The sequence below is a fragment of the Rhizobium sp. USDA 4016 genome (assembly GCF_056279705.1).
Window position 1 is genome coordinate 3,311,942 of record NZ_JBWCCY010000004.1, and the last position, 17,521, is coordinate 3,329,462.

General features: G+C 60.6%; 14 protein-coding genes and 1 pseudogene. 7 read left to right on the plus strand and 8 right to left on the minus strand.

The window, feature by feature from the left end:
• The 4 genes from ACZ9DP_RS32090 to ACZ9DP_RS32105 form a co-directional block, all read right to left on the minus strand.
• On the minus strand, window positions 1–2,286 hold the full coding sequence (locus ACZ9DP_RS32090; RefSeq protein ID WP_476204691.1) for a chemotaxis protein CheA: 2,286 nt from the start codon (window positions 2,284–2,286) through the stop codon (window positions 1–3).
• Between the two features lie 17 nt (window positions 2,287–2,303).
• On the minus strand, window positions 2,304–2,669 hold the full coding sequence (gene cheY1, locus ACZ9DP_RS32095; RefSeq protein WP_003570362.1) for a chemotaxis response regulator CheY1: 366 nt from the start codon (window positions 2,667–2,669) through the stop codon (window positions 2,304–2,306).
• Entirely contained in the window at window positions 2,666–2,962 is a 297-nt protein-coding gene (locus ACZ9DP_RS32100) for an STAS domain-containing protein (RefSeq protein ID WP_476204693.1), read from the minus strand. Before ACZ9DP_RS32100 ends, cheY1 begins: the two co-directional genes overlap by 4 nt.
• A gap of 63 nt (window positions 2,963–3,025) precedes the next feature.
• Complete coding sequence (locus ACZ9DP_RS32105; protein ID WP_476204695.1) at window positions 3,026–4,654, minus strand: methyl-accepting chemotaxis protein; 1,629 nt, start codon at window positions 4,652–4,654, stop codon at window positions 3,026–3,028.
• Window positions 4,655–5,305: 651 nt separating this feature from the next.
• Between ACZ9DP_RS32105 and ACZ9DP_RS32110 the strand changes: the two genes are divergently transcribed.
• Window positions 5,306–6,733, plus strand: coding sequence for an ArnT family glycosyltransferase (locus tag ACZ9DP_RS32110; RefSeq protein ID WP_476204697.1), 1,428 nt, complete (start codon window positions 5,306–5,308; stop codon window positions 6,731–6,733).
• On the opposite strand, the gene ACZ9DP_RS32115 is transcribed toward ACZ9DP_RS32110, so the two are convergent.
• Complete coding sequence (locus ACZ9DP_RS32115; RefSeq protein ID WP_208645016.1) at window positions 6,730–7,038, minus strand: helix-turn-helix domain-containing protein; 309 nt, start codon at window positions 7,036–7,038, stop codon at window positions 6,730–6,732. The two genes, ACZ9DP_RS32110 and ACZ9DP_RS32115, sit on opposite strands and share 4 nt — an antisense overlap.
• A 34-nt stretch (window positions 7,039–7,072) precedes the next feature.
• Between ACZ9DP_RS32115 and ybaL the strand changes: the two are divergent.
• The 4 genes and pseudogenes from ybaL (at window position 7,073) to ACZ9DP_RS32135 (ending at window position 12,768) form a co-directional block, all read left to right on the plus strand.
• Window positions 7,073–8,884: pseudogene (gene ybaL, locus ACZ9DP_RS32120) on the plus strand (YbaL family putative K(+) efflux transporter).
• 75 nt (window positions 8,885–8,959) lie between these two features.
• Entirely contained in the window at window positions 8,960–9,319 is a 360-nt protein-coding gene (locus ACZ9DP_RS32125) for a hypothetical protein (protein WP_372419693.1), read from the plus strand.
• Between the two features lie 87 nt (window positions 9,320–9,406).
• A complete protein-coding gene (gene secD / locus ACZ9DP_RS32130; protein ID WP_476204698.1) occupies window positions 9,407–11,968 on the plus strand; it encodes a protein translocase subunit SecD in 2,562 nt (853 codons plus the stop codon).
• Between the two features lie 95 nt (window positions 11,969–12,063).
• A complete protein-coding gene (locus ACZ9DP_RS32135; protein ID WP_476204699.1) occupies window positions 12,064–12,768 on the plus strand; it encodes a sensor histidine kinase in 705 nt (234 codons plus the stop codon).
• A 6-nt stretch (window positions 12,769–12,774) separates the two neighbouring features.
• Here ACZ9DP_RS32135 and ACZ9DP_RS32140 read toward each other — a convergent pair whose 3' ends face one another.
• The 3 genes from ACZ9DP_RS32140 to ACZ9DP_RS32150 all read right to left on the minus strand — a co-directional run bounded on the left by ACZ9DP_RS32140 (window position 12,775) and on the right by ACZ9DP_RS32150 (window position 14,765).
• Window positions 12,775–13,212, minus strand: a complete 438-nt coding sequence (locus tag ACZ9DP_RS32140) for a response regulator (protein WP_022718658.1) — start codon at window positions 13,210–13,212, stop codon at window positions 12,775–12,777.
• A 14-nt stretch (window positions 13,213–13,226) separates the two neighbouring features.
• Window positions 13,227–13,922, minus strand: a complete 696-nt coding sequence (locus tag ACZ9DP_RS32145) for a response regulator transcription factor (RefSeq protein ID WP_194728958.1) — start codon at window positions 13,920–13,922, stop codon at window positions 13,227–13,229.
• Between the two features lie 462 nt (window positions 13,923–14,384).
• Window positions 14,385–14,765 (minus strand): response regulator, encoded by a 381-nt coding sequence (locus ACZ9DP_RS32150; protein ID WP_194728957.1) that lies wholly within the window; start codon window positions 14,763–14,765, stop codon window positions 14,385–14,387.
• Window positions 14,766–14,955: 190 nt separating this feature from the next.
• Between ACZ9DP_RS32150 and ACZ9DP_RS32155 the strand changes: the two genes are divergently transcribed.
• Both ACZ9DP_RS32155 and ACZ9DP_RS32160 read left to right on the plus strand, forming a co-directional pair.
• On the plus strand, window positions 14,956–17,106 hold the full coding sequence (locus ACZ9DP_RS32155; protein WP_476204700.1) for a sensor histidine kinase: 2,151 nt from the start codon (window positions 14,956–14,958) through the stop codon (window positions 17,104–17,106).
• Window positions 17,093–17,518 (plus strand): response regulator, encoded by a 426-nt coding sequence (locus ACZ9DP_RS32160; protein WP_194728955.1) that lies wholly within the window; start codon window positions 17,093–17,095, stop codon window positions 17,516–17,518. Before ACZ9DP_RS32155 ends, ACZ9DP_RS32160 begins: the two co-directional genes overlap by 14 nt.
• Window positions 17,519–17,521: the final 3 nt, after the last annotated feature.

A 17,521-nucleotide genomic window follows, 5' to 3' on the forward strand; every position in this document is an offset into this window, starting at 1 on the left:
CTATCCAGCTGCTGCCAACGACATTTCGGGTTTCAGTGCCTGGCCGCGCGAGGCGCCGACGACGGCATCGACATCGAGGATGAGCGCCACGCGCCCGTCGCCGAGGATCGTTGCCGCAGCGATGCCCGGCACATGCGTATAGTTCGCCTCGAGGCTCTTGATGACCACCTGACGCTGGCCCTGGATCGCATCGACCATGAGCGCGCGCTGACCGCCGCCTTCGGATTCCACCAGCAGTGCGACGCCTTCGACCGGGTTTGCTTGCGTTGCGCGGAAGTTCAGGATGCGGCCGACATCGACCAGCGGGCAGAAGCTGTTACGGATCGAGATCAGACGGTGGTTCGCACCGAATGAATGGATCGCAGCAGCTTCCGGCTGCAGTGTTTCGACAATGGCGGTCAGCGGTACCACAAGCGTCTGGCCGGCGACCGTGACCACCATGCCGTCGAGGACGGCGAGGGTCAGCGGCAGGCTCATCGTGAAGACGGAGCCATGGCCCGGACGCGAGGTGATGTTGATGCGGCCGCCAAGGGCCTGGATCGAGCGCTTGACGACGTCCATGCCGACGCCGCGGCCCGAAATGTCGGAGATCTTGTCGGCCGTCGAGAAGCCGGGCAGGAAGATCAGGTTGTCGATTTCCTCGTCCGAAAGGTTAGCGTCGGCGGGGATCAGATCGTTGTCGATTGCCTTCTGGCGAACCTTCTCGCGATTGATGCCGGCGCCGTCGTCGGCGAGCTCGATCAGGATGCGGCCGGAACGGTGCTTTGCCGTCAGACGAACCGTGCCTTCGGTATTCTTGCCGGCTGCTGCACGCTTCTCCGGCGTTTCGATGCCGTGGTCGACCGCATTGCGGATCATGTGCGTCAGTGGTTCGGCCAGCTTGTCGATGACCGTCTTGTCGACTTCGGTGTTTTCACCTTCGGTAATCAGGCGGATGGTCTTGCCCGTCATGTCGGCGATTTCGCGAACGATGCGCGACATGCGCTGGAAGACCGGCTTAACCGGCTGCGCGCGGATCGCCATGACCGAGTCCTGGATCTCGCGGGTGAGCTGTTGCAGCTCTTCGAGACCCATGTTGATGGACGATGTGCCCGTCGTGTCATTCTCGATGACGCTCTGGGAGAGCATCGCCTGGTTGATGACCAGCTCGCCGACGAGGTTGATCAGGCGGTCGACGCGATCGAGATCGACACGGATCGTCTGACCGGCTGCGGCATTGTTCTGGGCAGCGGCGGCAGCACTTGCGGCAGCCGAAGCGGCGGATTCCTTCTTTTCGACGCGAGCCGCGGCGGCCGCCATCTGGGTGACGTTTGAGGCCGTCTCGGCGGCGGCCACGGCGGCAGCTGCAGCATCCGACTTCGGCTCCGCCGGTGCCTCGGCAGCACCCTCATCCAGGATCGAAAGGTCGAAGGGAACGGGGATCATCGGCAGTTCGTCGTTGGACGATACAGAGGTTGCGGCTTCGACTGCCTTGACGGCCAGGTCGCAATCCCATTCAGCGAATTCGAACACGGCGTGGATGGCATCCTCGCCCTTGTCCGTCTTCAGCGTGATATTCCAGCTGAAATAGGCGGCTTCGGCATCGAGACAGTCGAGGCCCGGCAGATCGTCCATGTTGCAGTAGCTACTCATCTCGCCGAGGCGGGAGAGGTCGCGTAGCAGCAACGTGGCGTCGTTGCCCTTCGAATAGAGGTCGGAGCGCGGCTTGAAGGTGATTTCATAGACCGGAAGACCGGAGCCCGCCTCTTCCTCGGCGCCGAAATCGTCGAAGGAGAAGGGGATCGGCTGGAAACCGCTGTCATCGGCCGCCTTCGGGGCCTCCGCCACGGGGGTAGGCGCAAGCGCCGCCTTTGGCACAGGTTTCGGTGTCGGCGCTTCAACGGCTGTGGAAGGAGACGGCAGCTCTCCGTTCGCCAGCGCTTCCAGTTCCTTCACCAGACCGCGGCTGCGGCTCTCGTCGACGCTGCCGCCGTCGCGGGCGGCATTGGTAAGGTCCGCAAGCACGTCGGCCGATTTCAGCATGACCTTCAGGACATCCTGTGTCGGCTCAAGCCTGTTGGAACGAACGCAATCAAGTGTGGTCTCGAACACATGGGCGAAGGCGACGAGATCGTCCAGACCGAAGGCGCCGGCACCGCCCTTGATCGAATGGACGGCACGGAACACCGCATTGACGGTTTCCGGATCGCGATCGCCATCATTCATTTTCATGAGACCGGATTCCAGTTCGGCGAGCTGTTCCTCGCATTCCTGGAAAAAGATCTCTTTGATTTCGTTCATATCCATAGGAGAGAATCCTGGGTTTAAGCGGTTACGCGCTCAATGGCATCGATCAGCTTGGCAGGGTCGAACGGCTTGACGATCCAGCCGGTGGCGCCGGCCTGGCGTGCGCGGTTCTTCTTTTCAGCGTCGCTTTCGGTCGTCAGCACCAGGATCGGGATCGCCCGATACTTCTCGTTGCGGCGAACACCTTCGATGAAGCCGAAACCGTCGAGGCGCGGCATGTTGATGTCGGTCACGATGACGTCCGGGTTGGATTCTTCCAGGACTTCAAGGCCTTCAACCCCGTCTTCGGCCTGGATCGTCTCGAAGCCCGCATTGTTGAGCGTCACGAGAAGCATGTTTCGGATGGTCCGTGAATCATCCACGGTAAGCACTTTTTTCTTCATTGCCGGATCTCCTTGGCAAGCAGGTGGTCGATGTCGACTCCAACCAGCTGCATGGTTTTGTGAAATGCATCGGACACTTTCGTGAAGGTGAACGAATGCTTGTCCTTGTTCCACGTCTTGGCCGCAGCCATCAGGACCTGAGCGCACAGGCCACCGAGACGCTCAACGGCGGACGCATCGATCGAAAGATCGCTGCCACGCACTGAGATAAGCTTGTCGCGCAAGGCCGAAGCCTCGTTGAGGTCAAGCACTGCTGCCAAATTCAGCGTCTTCCCACTCTTCTTTGCTGCCATCAGCTTTTCCTTGTCCCCTTGTCCCGTGCCCGCAAAAATAAGGCGAGGTCATATTCCGATAGGTTAGTAAACATTCCGGCCGCCTCCGAAACTCACAGCCGGACGGGAAAACCCGAAATCCTCGTTGTCGTATTGCTCGTCAAGCGTGGCGGGACGGGCCGCGATCTCGATACTGCGTTGGCGCGAAGCGCTGAGCGGCGCGGCCTCGACACGGGCGTTTTCGCGGGCGATGCGGAACGCGCGGATCGTCTGCCCCAGTTGGAGGATCACCGTGTGCAGATGATCGGCGCCTTCGGCTGCGCGGTTGGCGGATGCCGCGCTGTCGGCAACCTGCCCGCCAAGCGCCTTGACGTCAGCTGTCACTGTGTCGAGGCTTGCCGCGTGCTCGCCCGTCTGGCTCGCAATCGTCGCGATTGCCGCATTGATGCCGGTTACCTGCCGCACGATGTTGCCGATCGAATCCTGCGTGCGGCCGACCATCTGAACGCCGGCATCGACCTGCGCCTTGGTCGTCGTGACAAGCGTCTTGATTTCGCGAGCGGCTTCGGCAGAACGCTGGGCAAGCGCCCGCACCTCCTGCGCCACGACCGCAAAGCCGCGGCCGGATTCGCCGGCACGCGCGGCTTCGATACCCGCGTTCAGCGCCAGCAGGTTCGTCTGGAAGGCGATCTCGTCGATTGCGCCGATGATCTGGCCGATCTTTTCGGCGGACTGCTCGATATCCGCCATCGCGCTGATGGCGTGGCCGACGACCTGGCCACTCTCTTCTGCCGCCGCGCGGGTGGAAGCCGCGGCCTTTTCCGCAGCGCGGCTTTCCGATGCGCCGTTGCGGACGCTTCCGGCGATTGCTTCGAGCGCTGCTGCCGATGTCATGAGTTGCTGCGAATGACCGGCTGCATTGCCCGAAAGGCCCTGCGAGGCAGCCGCGAGCGAACGCGTGGAGAGTTCGGCTTTTGCCATGCGCTCGCTGATTGCCGCAAATTCAGCCTGAACGCCGTCGAGTGCCGCATTGAGCGCAACGGCGATATCGGCATAGGCATCGCCATCGGTGGCTGCGCGCACGGTCAGGTCGCGGGCCGCCAGGCCGTCGACCACGTCACCGAAAATCCGGGCGATCTCCGCCTTGTCGTTTTCACGCTGCTCGGCAAGCGCGCCCTGCTGGGATGCACGCAGTGAATTGAAGCGCAGCGAAACGGCGATTTCGACATCGACCATGACGAGGCGGATGATGGCCGTCATCATCTCGGAGATTTCTTTCGCGCGGCGCTTGGCGCCCGGCAGCAGCGGCTTGCCTGCCAGCTCGCCCGCAAGACCGGAAATGATATGCTCCAGCATGACGCCATGGCCGGCCACGTGCCAGCGCGGATCGAGCCCCATCTTACTTTCGCTATCGGAAAGAACCTTGACGCGCTCTGCATAGAGGCTGTCGAAGCGCGCATCGGTCAGCACGTCCCAGTGGGTGGACTGAAGATCGTGCAGGCGGTCGAGCTGGCGCTCGTTCTGGAAATTGCAGGCCGCGTCCGGGAAAGATTGGAAGCGCTGGAACAGGTCGCGAAGACCGCTCTTCAGCCGGGCTTCGAGCAGCGGCCGGTGACGGCGCACCGCCTCGCATTGCGCGGCATCGAGACCGGCAAAGCGCAAGCGATCGCGAAGGCTGCCTGCCTGCGCGCCCTTGGCCTGATCTGATGGCATGTCCTGCCCCAATGCCTATCCCCAACCACATTCCGGACAAGGTCCGGTGAAAAACCGTTGTGCTCCATCCGACGAGCGCAATGCAGGGAAACGACCTTTGTCGCCACCGGCGCAAACCGGACGGCGGAAGTATCCCGATCAGCAAATCTGTTTCGGAAAAGAGATGGATACCGGATCGAGCCGGTACGGCGGGACGGCTTCATGCCTGGTGGGAACGAGCAAACATCTTCCCATTCCGACGTGTCTCGCAATGTTTATGGTTAATTCCTTGCTTGAAGGTTAATAGGCGTTTTAACAAACCGCCCTTTCCAAGCATTTCGAGCACGTTCAACGAAATAGTCCGGCGCAGTTGCAGGCGCGCTACAAGTCCCGCGCAAGCTCTATGCTATATCCGGCACCTCAGACATGACATGATGTCGTTAAGGATAGAGCAATGATTGTTCTTGGACTGGGTTCCTGCCTCATCGCGATCGCTACGCTGGCCGCCATCGCCCTGCTCGACAGGATCGAGGCCAGTCGCGGCAGCCTCACCCTCCGCGTGCTCTGAATGCCGTTGCCGCCTGCGGCATAGTGCGGCTTTCTTGCGCCGCCCCGTTGGCAGCCCTCTTCCTCTGATGTATCGCAGGCGCTCAAGCTCAGCGGAAGTTGTTCATGACTGCCAGAACCGGCTTTTTCATCATTCTCGCCGTCACCCTGTGGCGTATTGTCATGCTGCATTTCGATACGACGGATTTCTTCGTCGACGAGGCGCAATACTGGTTCTGGTCGCAGAATCTCGACTTCGGCTATTATTCGAAGCCACCGATGATCGCCTGGTTCATCCGGTCGATGACGGAAATTGCCGGCTCAACCGACATCTTCTGGGTGCGGCTCTGCGGGCCTCTCGTGCATATGGCCACGGCATTGCTGCTGATGCAGTTCGCAAAGCGCGTTGCCGGTCCCGAAATTGAAGGCTGGACCGGTGTCATCTACATCACGATGCCTGCCGTCGCGCTCTCCTCCGTCTTCTTCTCCACCGATGTCGTTCTCCTGTTTTTCATGACGATCGGCCTCTGGGCCTATTTCAGACTGACCGAGAAGCGCTCGGGCGCACTTGCGCTCGTCATGGGTGTCGCCTTCGGTTGCGCCTTCCTGTCGAAATACGCGGTCCTTTTTATCGTTCCCGGCGGGCTGATCGCGCTGCTTCTGGTTCCGGCTGCGCGGATTGCCTGGCGCGACTTCTTCATTTCGGTCGCCGCCGCCCTCGCCGTCGCTTCGCCAAACCTTTGGTGGAACATCACCCATGACGCAACCACAGTGCGCCACACCGAAGACATCGCGAAGTGGGACCAGATGCAGCTGAACTTTGGCGGCGCGCTTGAATTCTTCGCCGCACAGTTCGGGGTCGTCGGGCCGATCGTCTTCTTCGCGATGCTTTGGGCGACTTGGCGCATGATCAATGGCAAGAGCGGCGAGAAAGAGAAACTCCTCATCTGGCTTTCCATGCCCGTCGTCCTGCTCATCACCCTGCAGGCCTTCGTCGCCAAAGCCGAGGCGAATTGGGGCGTGTCGGCCTATGTCGCAGGTACGGTCCTTGCCGTCTGGGTGCTCACGCAGCTATGGCCGAGGGGCCTGCGCATTTCGCTCATCGTCGGCGGCGTTGCGAGCTTCCTTTTTCCGCTTGCGACGATCTTTGCGCATCAATTGATACTTCCGGGCGGCGATGAAGCGATGAAGCGCTATCTCGGCCGCAGCGAAATCAGCCGCGAAGCCGGTGTGCTAGCCAAGCAGGCCGGACTTGGCATCGTCGTCACCGACAATCGCGATTTCGTCGCCGACATGTTCCATACGCTCAGGAACGAACCGCTCAAGATCTATTCGCGTCCGCCCGCCGGCTTCCCGGACAATTACTACGAGCAGAACTTCGCATTGCCGGCGGATGTGCAGGATCAGGTTCTCTTCGTCACCCGCAACGAACTGATCTGTGCAGCCGCGGCACCGGAACTGGTCAAAAGCTGGCAGCCGGCCGACGGCTACTACCGCGGCAGGACGATCAATGCTTACAAAGCACCTGCCAGCTGCCTTAGACCGCAGAGCTAAAGACTGGCCGCGGGAGGCAGGCAAAGCCCTGTCCCCGCTCCTTCGATTTCAACGAAGCGAACACCGCCGTCCTCGAAGGCAAGGCGCAGCTGCGCCTCGGTGGCGCGGTGGATTTCATGGTTCTGCCCTTCGTAGTCGCGTATTGTACTGCGCGAAACCGATGCCCGCGCGGCGAGTTCGGCCTGCGTCCAATCGAGCAAACCGCGTGCCGCCCGGCATAAAGCAGGCGTGAGAATCGTCTCCTTTGCGCCTTGACCCATGATCTCAATCCACCCATATTGGTCAATATAAGCCATATATGTCACTTTTTGAGCAGGAATTCCAGACCGGGAGAGAGCGATGCCGCACGACACGCCTTTGATTTCGACGATCGTCGGGGGTCTCGTGCTGGCGTTTATCCTTGGCGCCATCGCCAACCGCCTGAGATTGCCGCCGCTTGTCGGCTATCTCGTTGCCGGCATTCTCGTTGGCCCACACACCCCGGGCTATGTGGCGGACCAGGATCTCGCGCCCGAACTTGCCGAAATCGGCGTCATCCTATTGATGTTCGGTGTCGGCCTGCACTTCTCGCTCAAGGACCTGCTTTCGGTTCGCGGCATAGCCGTGCCGGGAGCCATCGCCCAGATCGCCTTCGCGACCCTCCTCGGCTGGGGTCTCGGCGCGCTGATGGGCTGGTCGACCGGCGGCAGTCTCGTCTTTGGTCTTGCGCTCTCCGTCGCCTCGACCGTCGTTCTCCTAAAGGCGCTGCAAGAACGCCGCCTCGTGGAAACGGAACGCGGCAAGATCGCCGTCGGCTGGCTGATCGTGGAGGACTTGGCCATGGTCCTCGCGCTCGTGCTGATACCCGCAGCCGCCAGCATCGGCGGTGGTGAACATGCGCCGGTCGAGCCGCTTTCGGCCGGCCTCAACCGCCTGTTCGGGCTCGATCTCGGCATTTCCGCCATCATCGGCATGACGCTGGTGAAGGTGGCGCTCTTCGTCGCCCTCATGCTTGTCTTCGGCCGCAAGCTCATTCCCTGGACGATGCACAGGATCGCCCATACCGGCTCGCGTGAACTCTTCCGCCTCGGCGTGCTCGCCATCGCGCTCGGCGTCGCTTTCGGCGCCGCGAAGCTCTTCGGCGTGTCGCTTGCACTTGGCGCCTTCTTTGCGGGCATGGTGCTTGCAGAAAGCGAACTCAGCCATCGCGCCGCCCAGGAAAGCCTGCCGCTTCGCGACGCGTTCGCTGTGCTCTTCTTCGTCTCCGTCGGCATGCTCTTCGATCCGAACATCCTGATCGAAAGACCGCTGCCCATCCTGGCAACCGTCTTCATCATCGTCATCGGTAAGTCCGTCGCCGCCTTTCTCATCGTGCTGGTCTTTCGAAAGCCGGCCGGTACGGCACTGACGATCTCCGCGAGCCTGGGACAGATCGGCGAATTCTCCTTCATCCTTGCCGCCCTCGGCGTCGATCTCGGCCTCCTGCCGGAAGAAGGCCGCGATCTCATCCTCGCAGGCGCACTCATTTCGATCATCCTCAACCCGCTGCTCTTCTTCGCCTGCGACCGCATGCGCCCGCTCTTCCACCGTCCGAGGCGGGAGGAGGCTCCAGTCGATACAACCGCTGCCGCCGAGGAAACCATCGAGCCCGCCGAACCCGAAGACGAAATCCAGCCGACGTCGCTTTCCGGCCACGCCATCCTCGTCGGCTACGGCCGCGTCGGCAGCATCGTCGGTCGGAACCTTAAGTCTTCGGGCACGCCTTTCTTGGTCATCGAGGATTCCGAAAAGCGGATCGAAGAGCTTGCTGGGCAGGGCGTTGAGACGGTTCTCGGCAATGCCGGCGCCCGCGAAGTGCTCGATCTCGCCAATCTTCCCGGCGCGCGCAGCCTGGTGATTGCCATCCCGAATGCCTTCGAAGCGTGCCGTGTTGCCGAATACGGTCGCAGCGTGAACCCGTCGATCCTGATCGTCGCCCGCGCCCATTCGGACGCTGAAGTCGACGAGTTGAAACAGTACGGCGCCGATACCGTCATCATGGGCGAGCGAGAAATCGCCATGGGAATGGTTGACCGGCTCGCCCAAGTGCATCATGACAGTCCGGCCTAGGAAGATGGGCATGGGACTGATACAATTCCGGGCGCGGCCGCAGTGCCGTCCGAGAGTGAATGACGGGTTTTTACGCTTTTGAGCCGATTTGAGAGCGAGATCGCAAAGAATGACGGGGAAGGATTCGATGCACGCCGGTTGAGCGCCCGCATCGCGGTTTCGCTCGTCCTTGCGATTACCGCCTATATCGGCCTTCTCATCGGCGGCAATCTCATTCTCGGTCCCGCAGCCTCAGTCAATAATGCGCTGATCTTGCCCGGCAAGGAAACGCAGCCGCCCCAGCTGACGGCGCGCGAGGCGGTTCGCGGCATTCTCGCCGCCGATCGCAAGGTTGCGCCGAAACAAACGCTTCACGATTTGGGTCCGGTCCCGCTGCCGGTACCGCCGCATCTCGAATTCGCAAAGTGGAGCCCGCCTGCGGCTCTGCCGCCGATCGATACTGCTCTTCGTCCGGCCGCACTGCCGGGCAATCAGCCGCGAGCCCCGCCCGCCGCTTGATATCGCGACCATCGCGCCTTTGCAAAATCACATGACACACCGCCAGCGCACCGCGCCGGTATATGCATATTCAAGGAATACAACGACATGCGCACTTCACCATGGCTGATGCTCACTTACACGGTGATCATCCTCTTCGGCATTTTCACGGCGTTGCCGAACGTCCTGCCGCAAAACGTCCTCGACCGCGTACCTTCCTGGCTGCCTCACGAGCAGGTCTCCCTTGGTCTCGACCTCCGCGGCGGCTCCCACCTGGTTCTCGAAGTCGATGAATCGGAACTGACGAAGGAACGCTTGCAATCGCTCCTGCAGGATACCCGCCGCGTGCTGCGCGAAAAGGGTGTTGCGACCAGCTCGGTCGCCCGCAACCAGAACCAGATCGTCGTGACGCTGACGGACCCGACGCAGCGCGATGCCGCCATCACTGATCTGCAGACGCTGGCGAACCCTGTGGGCGTCGGCCTTACCGCCGGTCAGTCCGACCTCGATATCGCTGCCAGCGGCGCGAACAACGTCACGATGACCTTCTCCAAAGCCGGTATCACACAGAACGTGAACTCGGCCGTCGAGCAGAGCCTCGAGGTCATCCGCCAGCGCGTCGACCAGGTCGGCGTTGCCGAACCGACGATCCAGCGTGTTGGCGCAAACCGTATCCTCGTTCAGCTTCCCGGCACGCAGGATCCGACCCGCCTGCGCCAGCTGCTCGGCTCCACGGCCAAGATGACGTTCCACATGCTTGCCCCGAACAACGCCCCGGCACCGGGCGTGACCTTGATGAAAGACGAGGAGGGCAACACCTATCCGGTGGAAGACCGCGTCGAAATCTCCGGCGACCGCCTTTCGGACGCCCGCGTCGGCTTCGACCAGAACACCCGCGAGCCGATCGTCAGCTTCCGCTTCGATAGCGCCGGCGCAACCCGCTTTGCGGATATTACCCGCCAGAATGTCGGCAATCCATTCGCCATCGTCCTCGACGGCAAGGTGCTGAGCGCGCCCGTCATTCGCGAACCGATCACCGGCGGCTCCGGCCAGATCTCCGGCAGCTTCACGGCTGAAAGCGCCACCACGCTTGCGGCAATGCTGCGTGCCGGCGCCCTTCCCGCCAAGCTCACCGTCATCGAGGAACGCACCGTCGGCGCCGATCTCGGCGGTGACGCCATCAAGAAGGGCCTGACCTCCGGCCTCATCGGCTTCGCACTGGTCGTCGGCTTCATGTTCTTCCTCTATGGCGGCTGGGGTCTGCTCGCAAACGTCGCGCTGTTCCTAAACGTGATTTTGACCTTCGCCGGCCTGACACTGATCGGCTCGACGCTGACCCTGCCCGGCATTGCCGGTGTCGTCCTCGGCATCGGTCTGGCGGTGGATGCGAACGTTCTCATCAACGAGCGTATCCGTGAAGAAACCCGCAAGGGCCGCGGCGCATTCGCCGCGATCGACGCCGGCTTCAGCCGCGCCTACTCGACCATCGTCGACAGTAACATGACGGCGCTGATCGCGACCGTGTTGCTGTTCTGGTTCGGCTCCGGCCCGGTTCGCGGCTTCGCCGTCACCATGGGCCTCGGCATCATGATCTCCATGTTCACCGCCGTTTCCATCGTCCGTGTCGCGATGATGGCAATCGTCCGCCGCACGAAGATGAAGGTCATCAACATCAAGCCGCTGCTTCCGATCAGCCTCGTTCCGGACGGTACGCAAATCCACTTCATGAAAGCGCGCTTCTTCGGCCTTGCGCTTTCGGCCGCCCTTTCCATCATTTCCGTCGTGCTGTTCGTCACGCCGGGCCTCAACTACGGCGTCGACTTCCGCGGCGGCATCCAGTTGGAAGTGAAGACGGCACAGCCAGCCGATCTCGCCTCCTTCCGTGAAGGACTCGATGCACTAGGCCTCGGCGAAGTGGCGCTGCAGTCCTTCGGCGACAGCAACCACGTGCTTATCCGGGCCGAGCGCCAGCCGGGGGGCGAAGAAGCGCAGACGACCGCCGTCAATCAGCTGAAGGCAGAGATCGTCAAGGTCGATCCGTCGGCAACGATCGAACGGACGGAAGTCGTTGGCCCGAAGGTCAGCGGCGAGCTTGCGGTCGCCGGTTTTCTCTCGGTAGTTCTCGCAAGCCTGGCGATGCTCGTCTATATCTGGGCGCGCTTCGAATGGCCATTTGCGGTCGGCGCCATCGCGACCCTCATCCTCGATGTGACGAAGACCATCGGCTTCTTCGCGCTTACCGGGCTTGACTTCAACCTGACGGCCATCGCGGCCCTTCTGACGCTGGTCGGTTATTCGGTGAACGACAAGGTCGTGGTCTACGACCGCATGCGTGAAAACATGCGCCTCTACAAGTCGATGCCGCTTCGCGAACTCATCGACAAGTCGATCAACGAAACGCTCGGCCGAAGCCTCTATACCTCCGCCACCGCCTTCCTCGCCATGCTTCCGATGGCGATCTGGGGTGGCAGCGCGGTCGAGAGCTTTGCGATCCCGATGGTGTTCGGCATTGCCGTCGCCGCGCTCTCGTCGGTCTTCATCGCAGCGCCGATCCTGCTCTTCCTCGGCGACTGGCGCCGCCGCCACGCCAAGGCAGTGGCGGCATCCGCTGGCGCCGAGCCGGAAATCATTCCGCCGGAAGCCACCGAGCCGCGCAAGTCGATCGGCTAATAAATCGTCGACACAGACATTCCGAGAGGGCGCCGGTTGCCGAACCGGCGCCCTCTTTCTATTTTCACTTCAAAGAAGCGGGAGGTTGCGTCTCAATGTCATCCGGTCCAACGCCAACTGCTGTTTCGAGCACCAGCGAGGAGCGCATGAGGCGTTTTCTGGCGACGGCTTCACACGACCTTCAATCGCCGCTCCGGCACATCGCGATGTATGCGGAAATCCTCCTGGATGAGCTCGGCGAGAAGCTCGATAGCGAACAGCTCGAAAGCCTCAGGGCGATCCTTCAGAAAGCCCAGACTGCGCAACGCCTCACCAAGGCGCTGATGAGCTTTGCTGCCGGCACGCCGCAGGTTTCGCCAGCTCCGGTGGAACTCGGCCCGCTCGTCGACGGTCTCTGGACGGAATTGAAGACCGAGATGGGTGCCCATGACGCGAGTATCGGCCATGGCACGCTTCCAACACTCAACAGTGATGCGGCCCTTCTCTCGACCGTGCTGAAGAACGTTCTCGGCAATGCGCTGCTTTACCGGGGTGCGGCGGATCCCCGTGTCGACCTGGCGGCAGAAAGGAGCGGCAGCGATTGGCTGATCCATATTTCCGACAACGGGCGGGGCATCGAGCCGGTCCATCAGGAGCGGATATTCGAACCTTTCTGGAAACTGCCCCAGCCAGACGCCGTGACCGGTCCCGGCCTGGGACTGACGGCTTCGCGCGAACTCTTAAGCGCGCTTGGCGGCGAACTGATGCTCAGCCATTCGGACCACACGGGGAGCCGCTTCACTATCCGGCTGCCCGCCTGAACTCTATCAAATCGTGTAGTCGTCCTTCCAGAAGTCGGGCAGGTCGTACTTCACGAATTCGCGGATGATATATTGCAGCGTCCGCGCGTCGATCTCATCCTTGCCGATACGAAAATCGACGCCATAATCCGGAAACTCTTGGAAATAGCCATCCGAAATGTCCGTTGAAACAACGCCGATTGGTCCTGTGTAGCCGATGCCGCGAAGCTCGGGCACCGTCTCGCGGAAATCGGCATTCGGCAGCAGTCGGTTGTCGAGCAGAATGAGATCGAACCGGCCGCCCTTGACCTTCTCCAGCGCGTCGCTGATGGACTGCGAATATTCGACGTCGACGGCAGGCTCGGAAAGGCTGCCAATCTTCTTCTTCAGCGACCTGAACTCGACGAATTCGTCATCCACGAACAGGACCTTGACGGCATCTCCCGGAACCGCTTCGGCGCTCATGCTGTTTTCCCCGGTCACGAAACCAAACCATTCCTGAGGGCAATCGCCACCATATGAACGCGGTTCACTGCATCAAGCTTCCTGGCGGCAGCCGTGATATGAGAATTGACGGTGTGCTCGGACAATCCAAGAATGATCGCGATCTCGGCTGAAGTCTTGCCCTCGCTGGTCCATTTGACGATTTCCGCCTCCCGTTGCGTCAGGCGCCCTGACATCTCCTGCGTCAAGATTTCCTCGTAAAGTTTGTCGAAAATACGCATGGCATCGAGCAGAACGTCGGCAATTTCTCCCTGATCGGGCTCAGACCGTATGCCGCTGAGCACGAGGCAGTAGCGCCGCCCCTCCGGCGTGAAGAGAGGAATGAGCAGAAAGGCATTGCCATTGAATTCGTTGAATACGAGGTCGGCCCCGATCGATCCGCTCTTGCCGTAGACCGGCGTCGTCAGGAACTGCGCGGTCTTTGCTTTCAGCGCGCCCAGCGCCTCCTTGAGCATCCGGACGAAAAGCGGGACCCTGCGTTCGGCAATATTGGTGATGACGATTTCGCGCTCGCCGAAGGGCGCGTTCGCCTCGGAAATCCGAGCAAGCGCAAAGTTATCGAAGTGATAGTGCTGTGCCGCCGCGTTGAAGAGGCGGAAAAAGTCGGTGCGATTGATCGCCCGGCTGAGCTCGGGCCCTGTGTGAAATGGAACCGCCGCAGCGTTGGTCATTCCCGCAAAATCCTTATGTCGAACCTCCGGAAGTCATCTTCATCCCGAAATCTTGGGATATACGTCGTGCATGCGAGAAGTTAGAAGAATCTCGAGACAATTGATGGAGGATAAAGGGATGGGGACCCCAATATCCTGAAAGCGGAAACGACATCAATTCTCTCAACCGCAAGTGATACACAGGATAGTCGTAGTTCTTACCTAGGTATCGCAATTCCGTTGTTCACCATCCATGAAGAGCGGAAGAAGTGCCGGAGTAAGCGCGAGAGAGCTGATAGATCCACCCAGCTAAGGGGTTGGCTGAAATTCGTGGCGGCGAATGTGGGTCGGTCGGCTCTCTCAGTGCTCAATCACTCCTCTTCCCCATGGTTGTGTATTTTGAAATTCTGAAACGACCTTGTCAATCGCAGTTTCCAGCAGCGTCAAAGGCCGGATCTGCAGCTTTGTCGCGCCGTCTTCCCTTTAGCGCGACCTTTGGGGACGCAGAATCGCCGCAAAGTCGAGGGGTTTTTGAAGATAGGAATCAGCACCCGCAACCAGAGCGCGCTGCCGATCTTCCTCGGCATCCGATCCGCTACAGACACAAAGCCGCATCGTTTTGAACCGGGCTTCCGCTCGAAGCCGCGCAATGAGCGCAAGGCCGCTATCGAGGGGCATATAGAGATCGGCGATGAGCATGTCCGGAAGCTGGGCGCGCTCGGCAGATCGGTGCTCCAGGGCGGCAAGACCCGCCTCCGCCGTTGCAAAACAGAAAAGATCAACAGAGATCCGCTCCTTCTTGCGGATATAGTCGAGGTAGAAAAGATCATCCCTGCTGTCATCGATATAAAATATGACTGGCATCGGTGCTCGCATCCGGCGGTCTCGGAACGCTCCTCGATTGTGCGTTTTCGCAACACTAGCCGCATTTTCCTCCAATCGATAGCAGCGGCAGACCGCCAACCGATGAATCAGTCGCGCAACCATGCGTTTTCCTATTGTGTCTTGCGGGTTTTCGGAAAAAATTGGCACGCGACTGGGGAGGTGTGACGACGTGTGGAATGCAGCGGCGGCAGGACTGGAGGACGATCCGCAGAAAAAGCGGAAGCGCTATCGCTCCGCCGTCACCGCTATCGGCTCTCTGCTTGCCCTTCTCGGCCTCGCCGCGCTGGCCGGCTGGCTGCTGCAGCTCGAAGTCATCATTGCGGTCGTCCCCGATTTTCCGTCGATGGCGTTCAACACGGCACTCTGCTTTGTTCTGTCTGGCGGCGCCCTTGCCACGTCCGTTACACGCCGGCGGCTGGTATCCGTGCCTTCAACTGCACTTTCGGCGATCGTCGTTGTCATCGCGCTTGCCCGGCTGATCGAGATCACCATCTTCGGCCGCGCCGTTCATCACATCGACCGGCTGTTGACCGATATTCTTGTATCGCCCGATTTTGCCGCTCAGATCGGCGGCGGCATGGGACCGAATACGGCCGTGATTTTCCTGATGGGCAATCTGTCGCTGATCGCCGCCCAGAATTGGCGGGTCGCGCGAGCGCCGCTCGTCCAGGAATTGGTGAGCTATGTGGTCATCACGCTCGGCATGATCGCCCTTACCAGCTACATCACGAATGCGGAACAAGGCTATCGCTGGGGGCCTTATGCAACGATGGCTTTGCCAACGGCGATCGGCATGGTGCTCTTCGGCGGCGGATTGCTCGCAAGTGCCTGGTGGCGGCAGCCCGAAAGCCGTGGCCGAATACCGCTCTGGGTTCCCGCACTCGTGTGCTTCACTGGGCTTACCGCAGACCTCTATACGCCGCTTGGTGTGGCGAACGGCATTCTTTACGTGCCACTGGTGCTGACCGCTCTCTGGTTCAGAAACCGGAAGGCGTCGCTTCTCTTCGCCCTCGTGTGCACCATCCTCGTCCTGCTCGGCTTCTTCGCCGTGCGCCACGACAACGTAGGCTTCTGGCAGGAGGTTACGAACCGGGCAATCACCCTCGTCATGCTCTGGCTGATTGCTTTGCTCGTATTTTATTACGTGCGGAACAGGTTGAACCTCGAGACCGAACGCATCCGCTTCAGCGCCTTGGTGCGCAGCACGCCGGACGCGGTGCTCACGATCGACGAAAAGGGAACGATCTTAAGTTTCAATCCGGCGGCCGAGCAGATGTTCGGTTACACGCCGCAGGAAGTGATCGGCAGGAACGTCAAGATGTTGATGCCCGAACCGTATCATTCAGAGCACGACGGCTATCTGCGCCACTATGCCGAAACCGGCGAGCAGCGCGTCATCGGCACCACGCGCAAGGTTTCCGGACAGCGCAAGAATGGCGTCGCCTTTCCGCTCGATGTTTCCGTCAGCGAGGTAAAGAGCGGCGGAACGAAGGCCTTCGTCGGCATTGTGCGCGATATCAGCGAGCGCGTGACCCAGGAGGAGCGGCTGAAGACGACGCTGGCGCAACTTGAGGATTATACCGCCGATCTGGAACGTAGCAATCACGACCTCGACGAGTTCGCCTATATTGCTTCGCATGATTTGAAGGAGCCGCTGCGTGGGCTCCACAACCACTCGCGCTTCCTGTTGGAGGACTACGAAGGCCTCCTCGACGAGGATGGCGTACGGCGCCTCAATCGCCTGGTGCGGCTCAGCCAGCGTATGGAGAAGCTGGTCAACGACCTGCTCTATTTTTCGCGGATCGGTCGGCAGCAGCTTGCGGTGAAGCGGACCGACATCAATCTTGTCATCAAGGATGTGATCGCCACCATGGAGCTGCTTCTGGAGGAGCGCCATGCCAAGGTCGTCATCGATGGCCAATTGCCGGAAGTGGTCTGTGATGCGCTGCGGCTCACGGAAGTCTTCCGGAACCTTATTACCAATGCGATCAAGTACAACGACAAGCCTCATCCGCTCGTCAGTATCGGCTATCTCGAACGCTTCGTCGCCAGGGACGGCACGACGGCGCGCAACGTCTTCTTCGTTAAAGATAACGGCAAAGGCATACCCAAGGAATTCCATGAGGATATTTTCCGCATTTTCAAACGCCTGGAAAAATCGCAGGATTCGGATGACGGAACGGGCGCCGGCTTGACCTTCGTCCGCAAGATCATCGCTCGCCACAACGGCGAGATATGGCTGGAATCGGAAGTTGGCGCAGGCACGACGTTCTATTTCACTTTGGGCAGGAAGCGCGAGGAGCAGAATGCAGCAGCGTGATACGCAACCGATCCTCATCGTTGAGGACAGCGAGGACGACTTCGAAGCGACGATGCGTGCTTTCAAGCGCACGAACCTGCGCAACCCGATCCACTGGGCGGCTTCGGGACAAGAGGCTCTCGATATGCTGGCGACCATCCGTCCGCGGCCGGGTCTGATCCTGCTCGATCTCAACATGCCGGGGCTCGACGGCCGCAAGACGCTGGAGGCGATCAAATCCAATACGCACTGGCACAAGATACCGGTCGTTATCCTGACGACCTCCGACGACGAGCGCGACATCGAGGGGTGCTATGCCCTCGGCGCCAATACCTATGTGCAAAAGCCCGTCGATCTGGACGGCCTTTTTGCAGCCATACAAAGGCTGAAGGAATATTGGTTCGAGATTGCCATACTGCCCCTGGAGGAGTGACGA

Coding starts and splice junctions, on each gene's coding strand:
- ACZ9DP_RS32145 (WP_194728958.1), bottom strand. CDS start 13,922: ATGACCAACGCTGCGGCGGTTCCATTTCACACAGGGCCCGAGCTCAGC.
- ACZ9DP_RS32110 (WP_476204697.1), top strand. CDS start 5,306: ATGACTGCCAGAACCGGCTTTTTCATCATTCTCGCCGTCACCCTGTGG.
- ACZ9DP_RS32160 (WP_194728955.1), top strand. CDS start 17,093: ATGCAGCAGCGTGATACGCAACCGATCCTCATCGTTGAGGACAGCGAG.
- secD (WP_476204698.1), top strand. CDS start 9,407: ATGCGCACTTCACCATGGCTGATGCTCACTTACACGGTGATCATCCTC.
- ACZ9DP_RS32140 (WP_022718658.1), bottom strand. CDS start 13,212: ATGAGCGCCGAAGCGGTTCCGGGAGATGCCGTCAAGGTCCTGTTCGTG.
- cheY1 (WP_003570362.1), bottom strand. CDS start 2,669: ATGAAGAAAAAAGTGCTTACCGTGGATGATTCACGGACCATCCGAAAC.
- ACZ9DP_RS32090 (WP_476204691.1), bottom strand. CDS start 2,286: ATGGATATGAACGAAATCAAAGAGATCTTTTTCCAGGAATGCGAGGAA.
- ACZ9DP_RS32135 (WP_476204699.1), top strand. CDS start 12,064: ATGTCATCCGGTCCAACGCCAACTGCTGTTTCGAGCACCAGCGAGGAG.
- ACZ9DP_RS32100 (WP_476204693.1), bottom strand. CDS start 2,962: ATGGCAGCAAAGAAGAGTGGGAAGACGCTGAATTTGGCAGCAGTGCTT.
- ACZ9DP_RS32150 (WP_194728957.1), bottom strand. CDS start 14,765: ATGCCAGTCATATTTTATATCGATGACAGCAGGGATGATCTTTTCTAC.
- ACZ9DP_RS32105 (WP_476204695.1), bottom strand. CDS start 4,654: ATGCCATCAGATCAGGCCAAGGGCGCGCAGGCAGGCAGCCTTCGCGAT.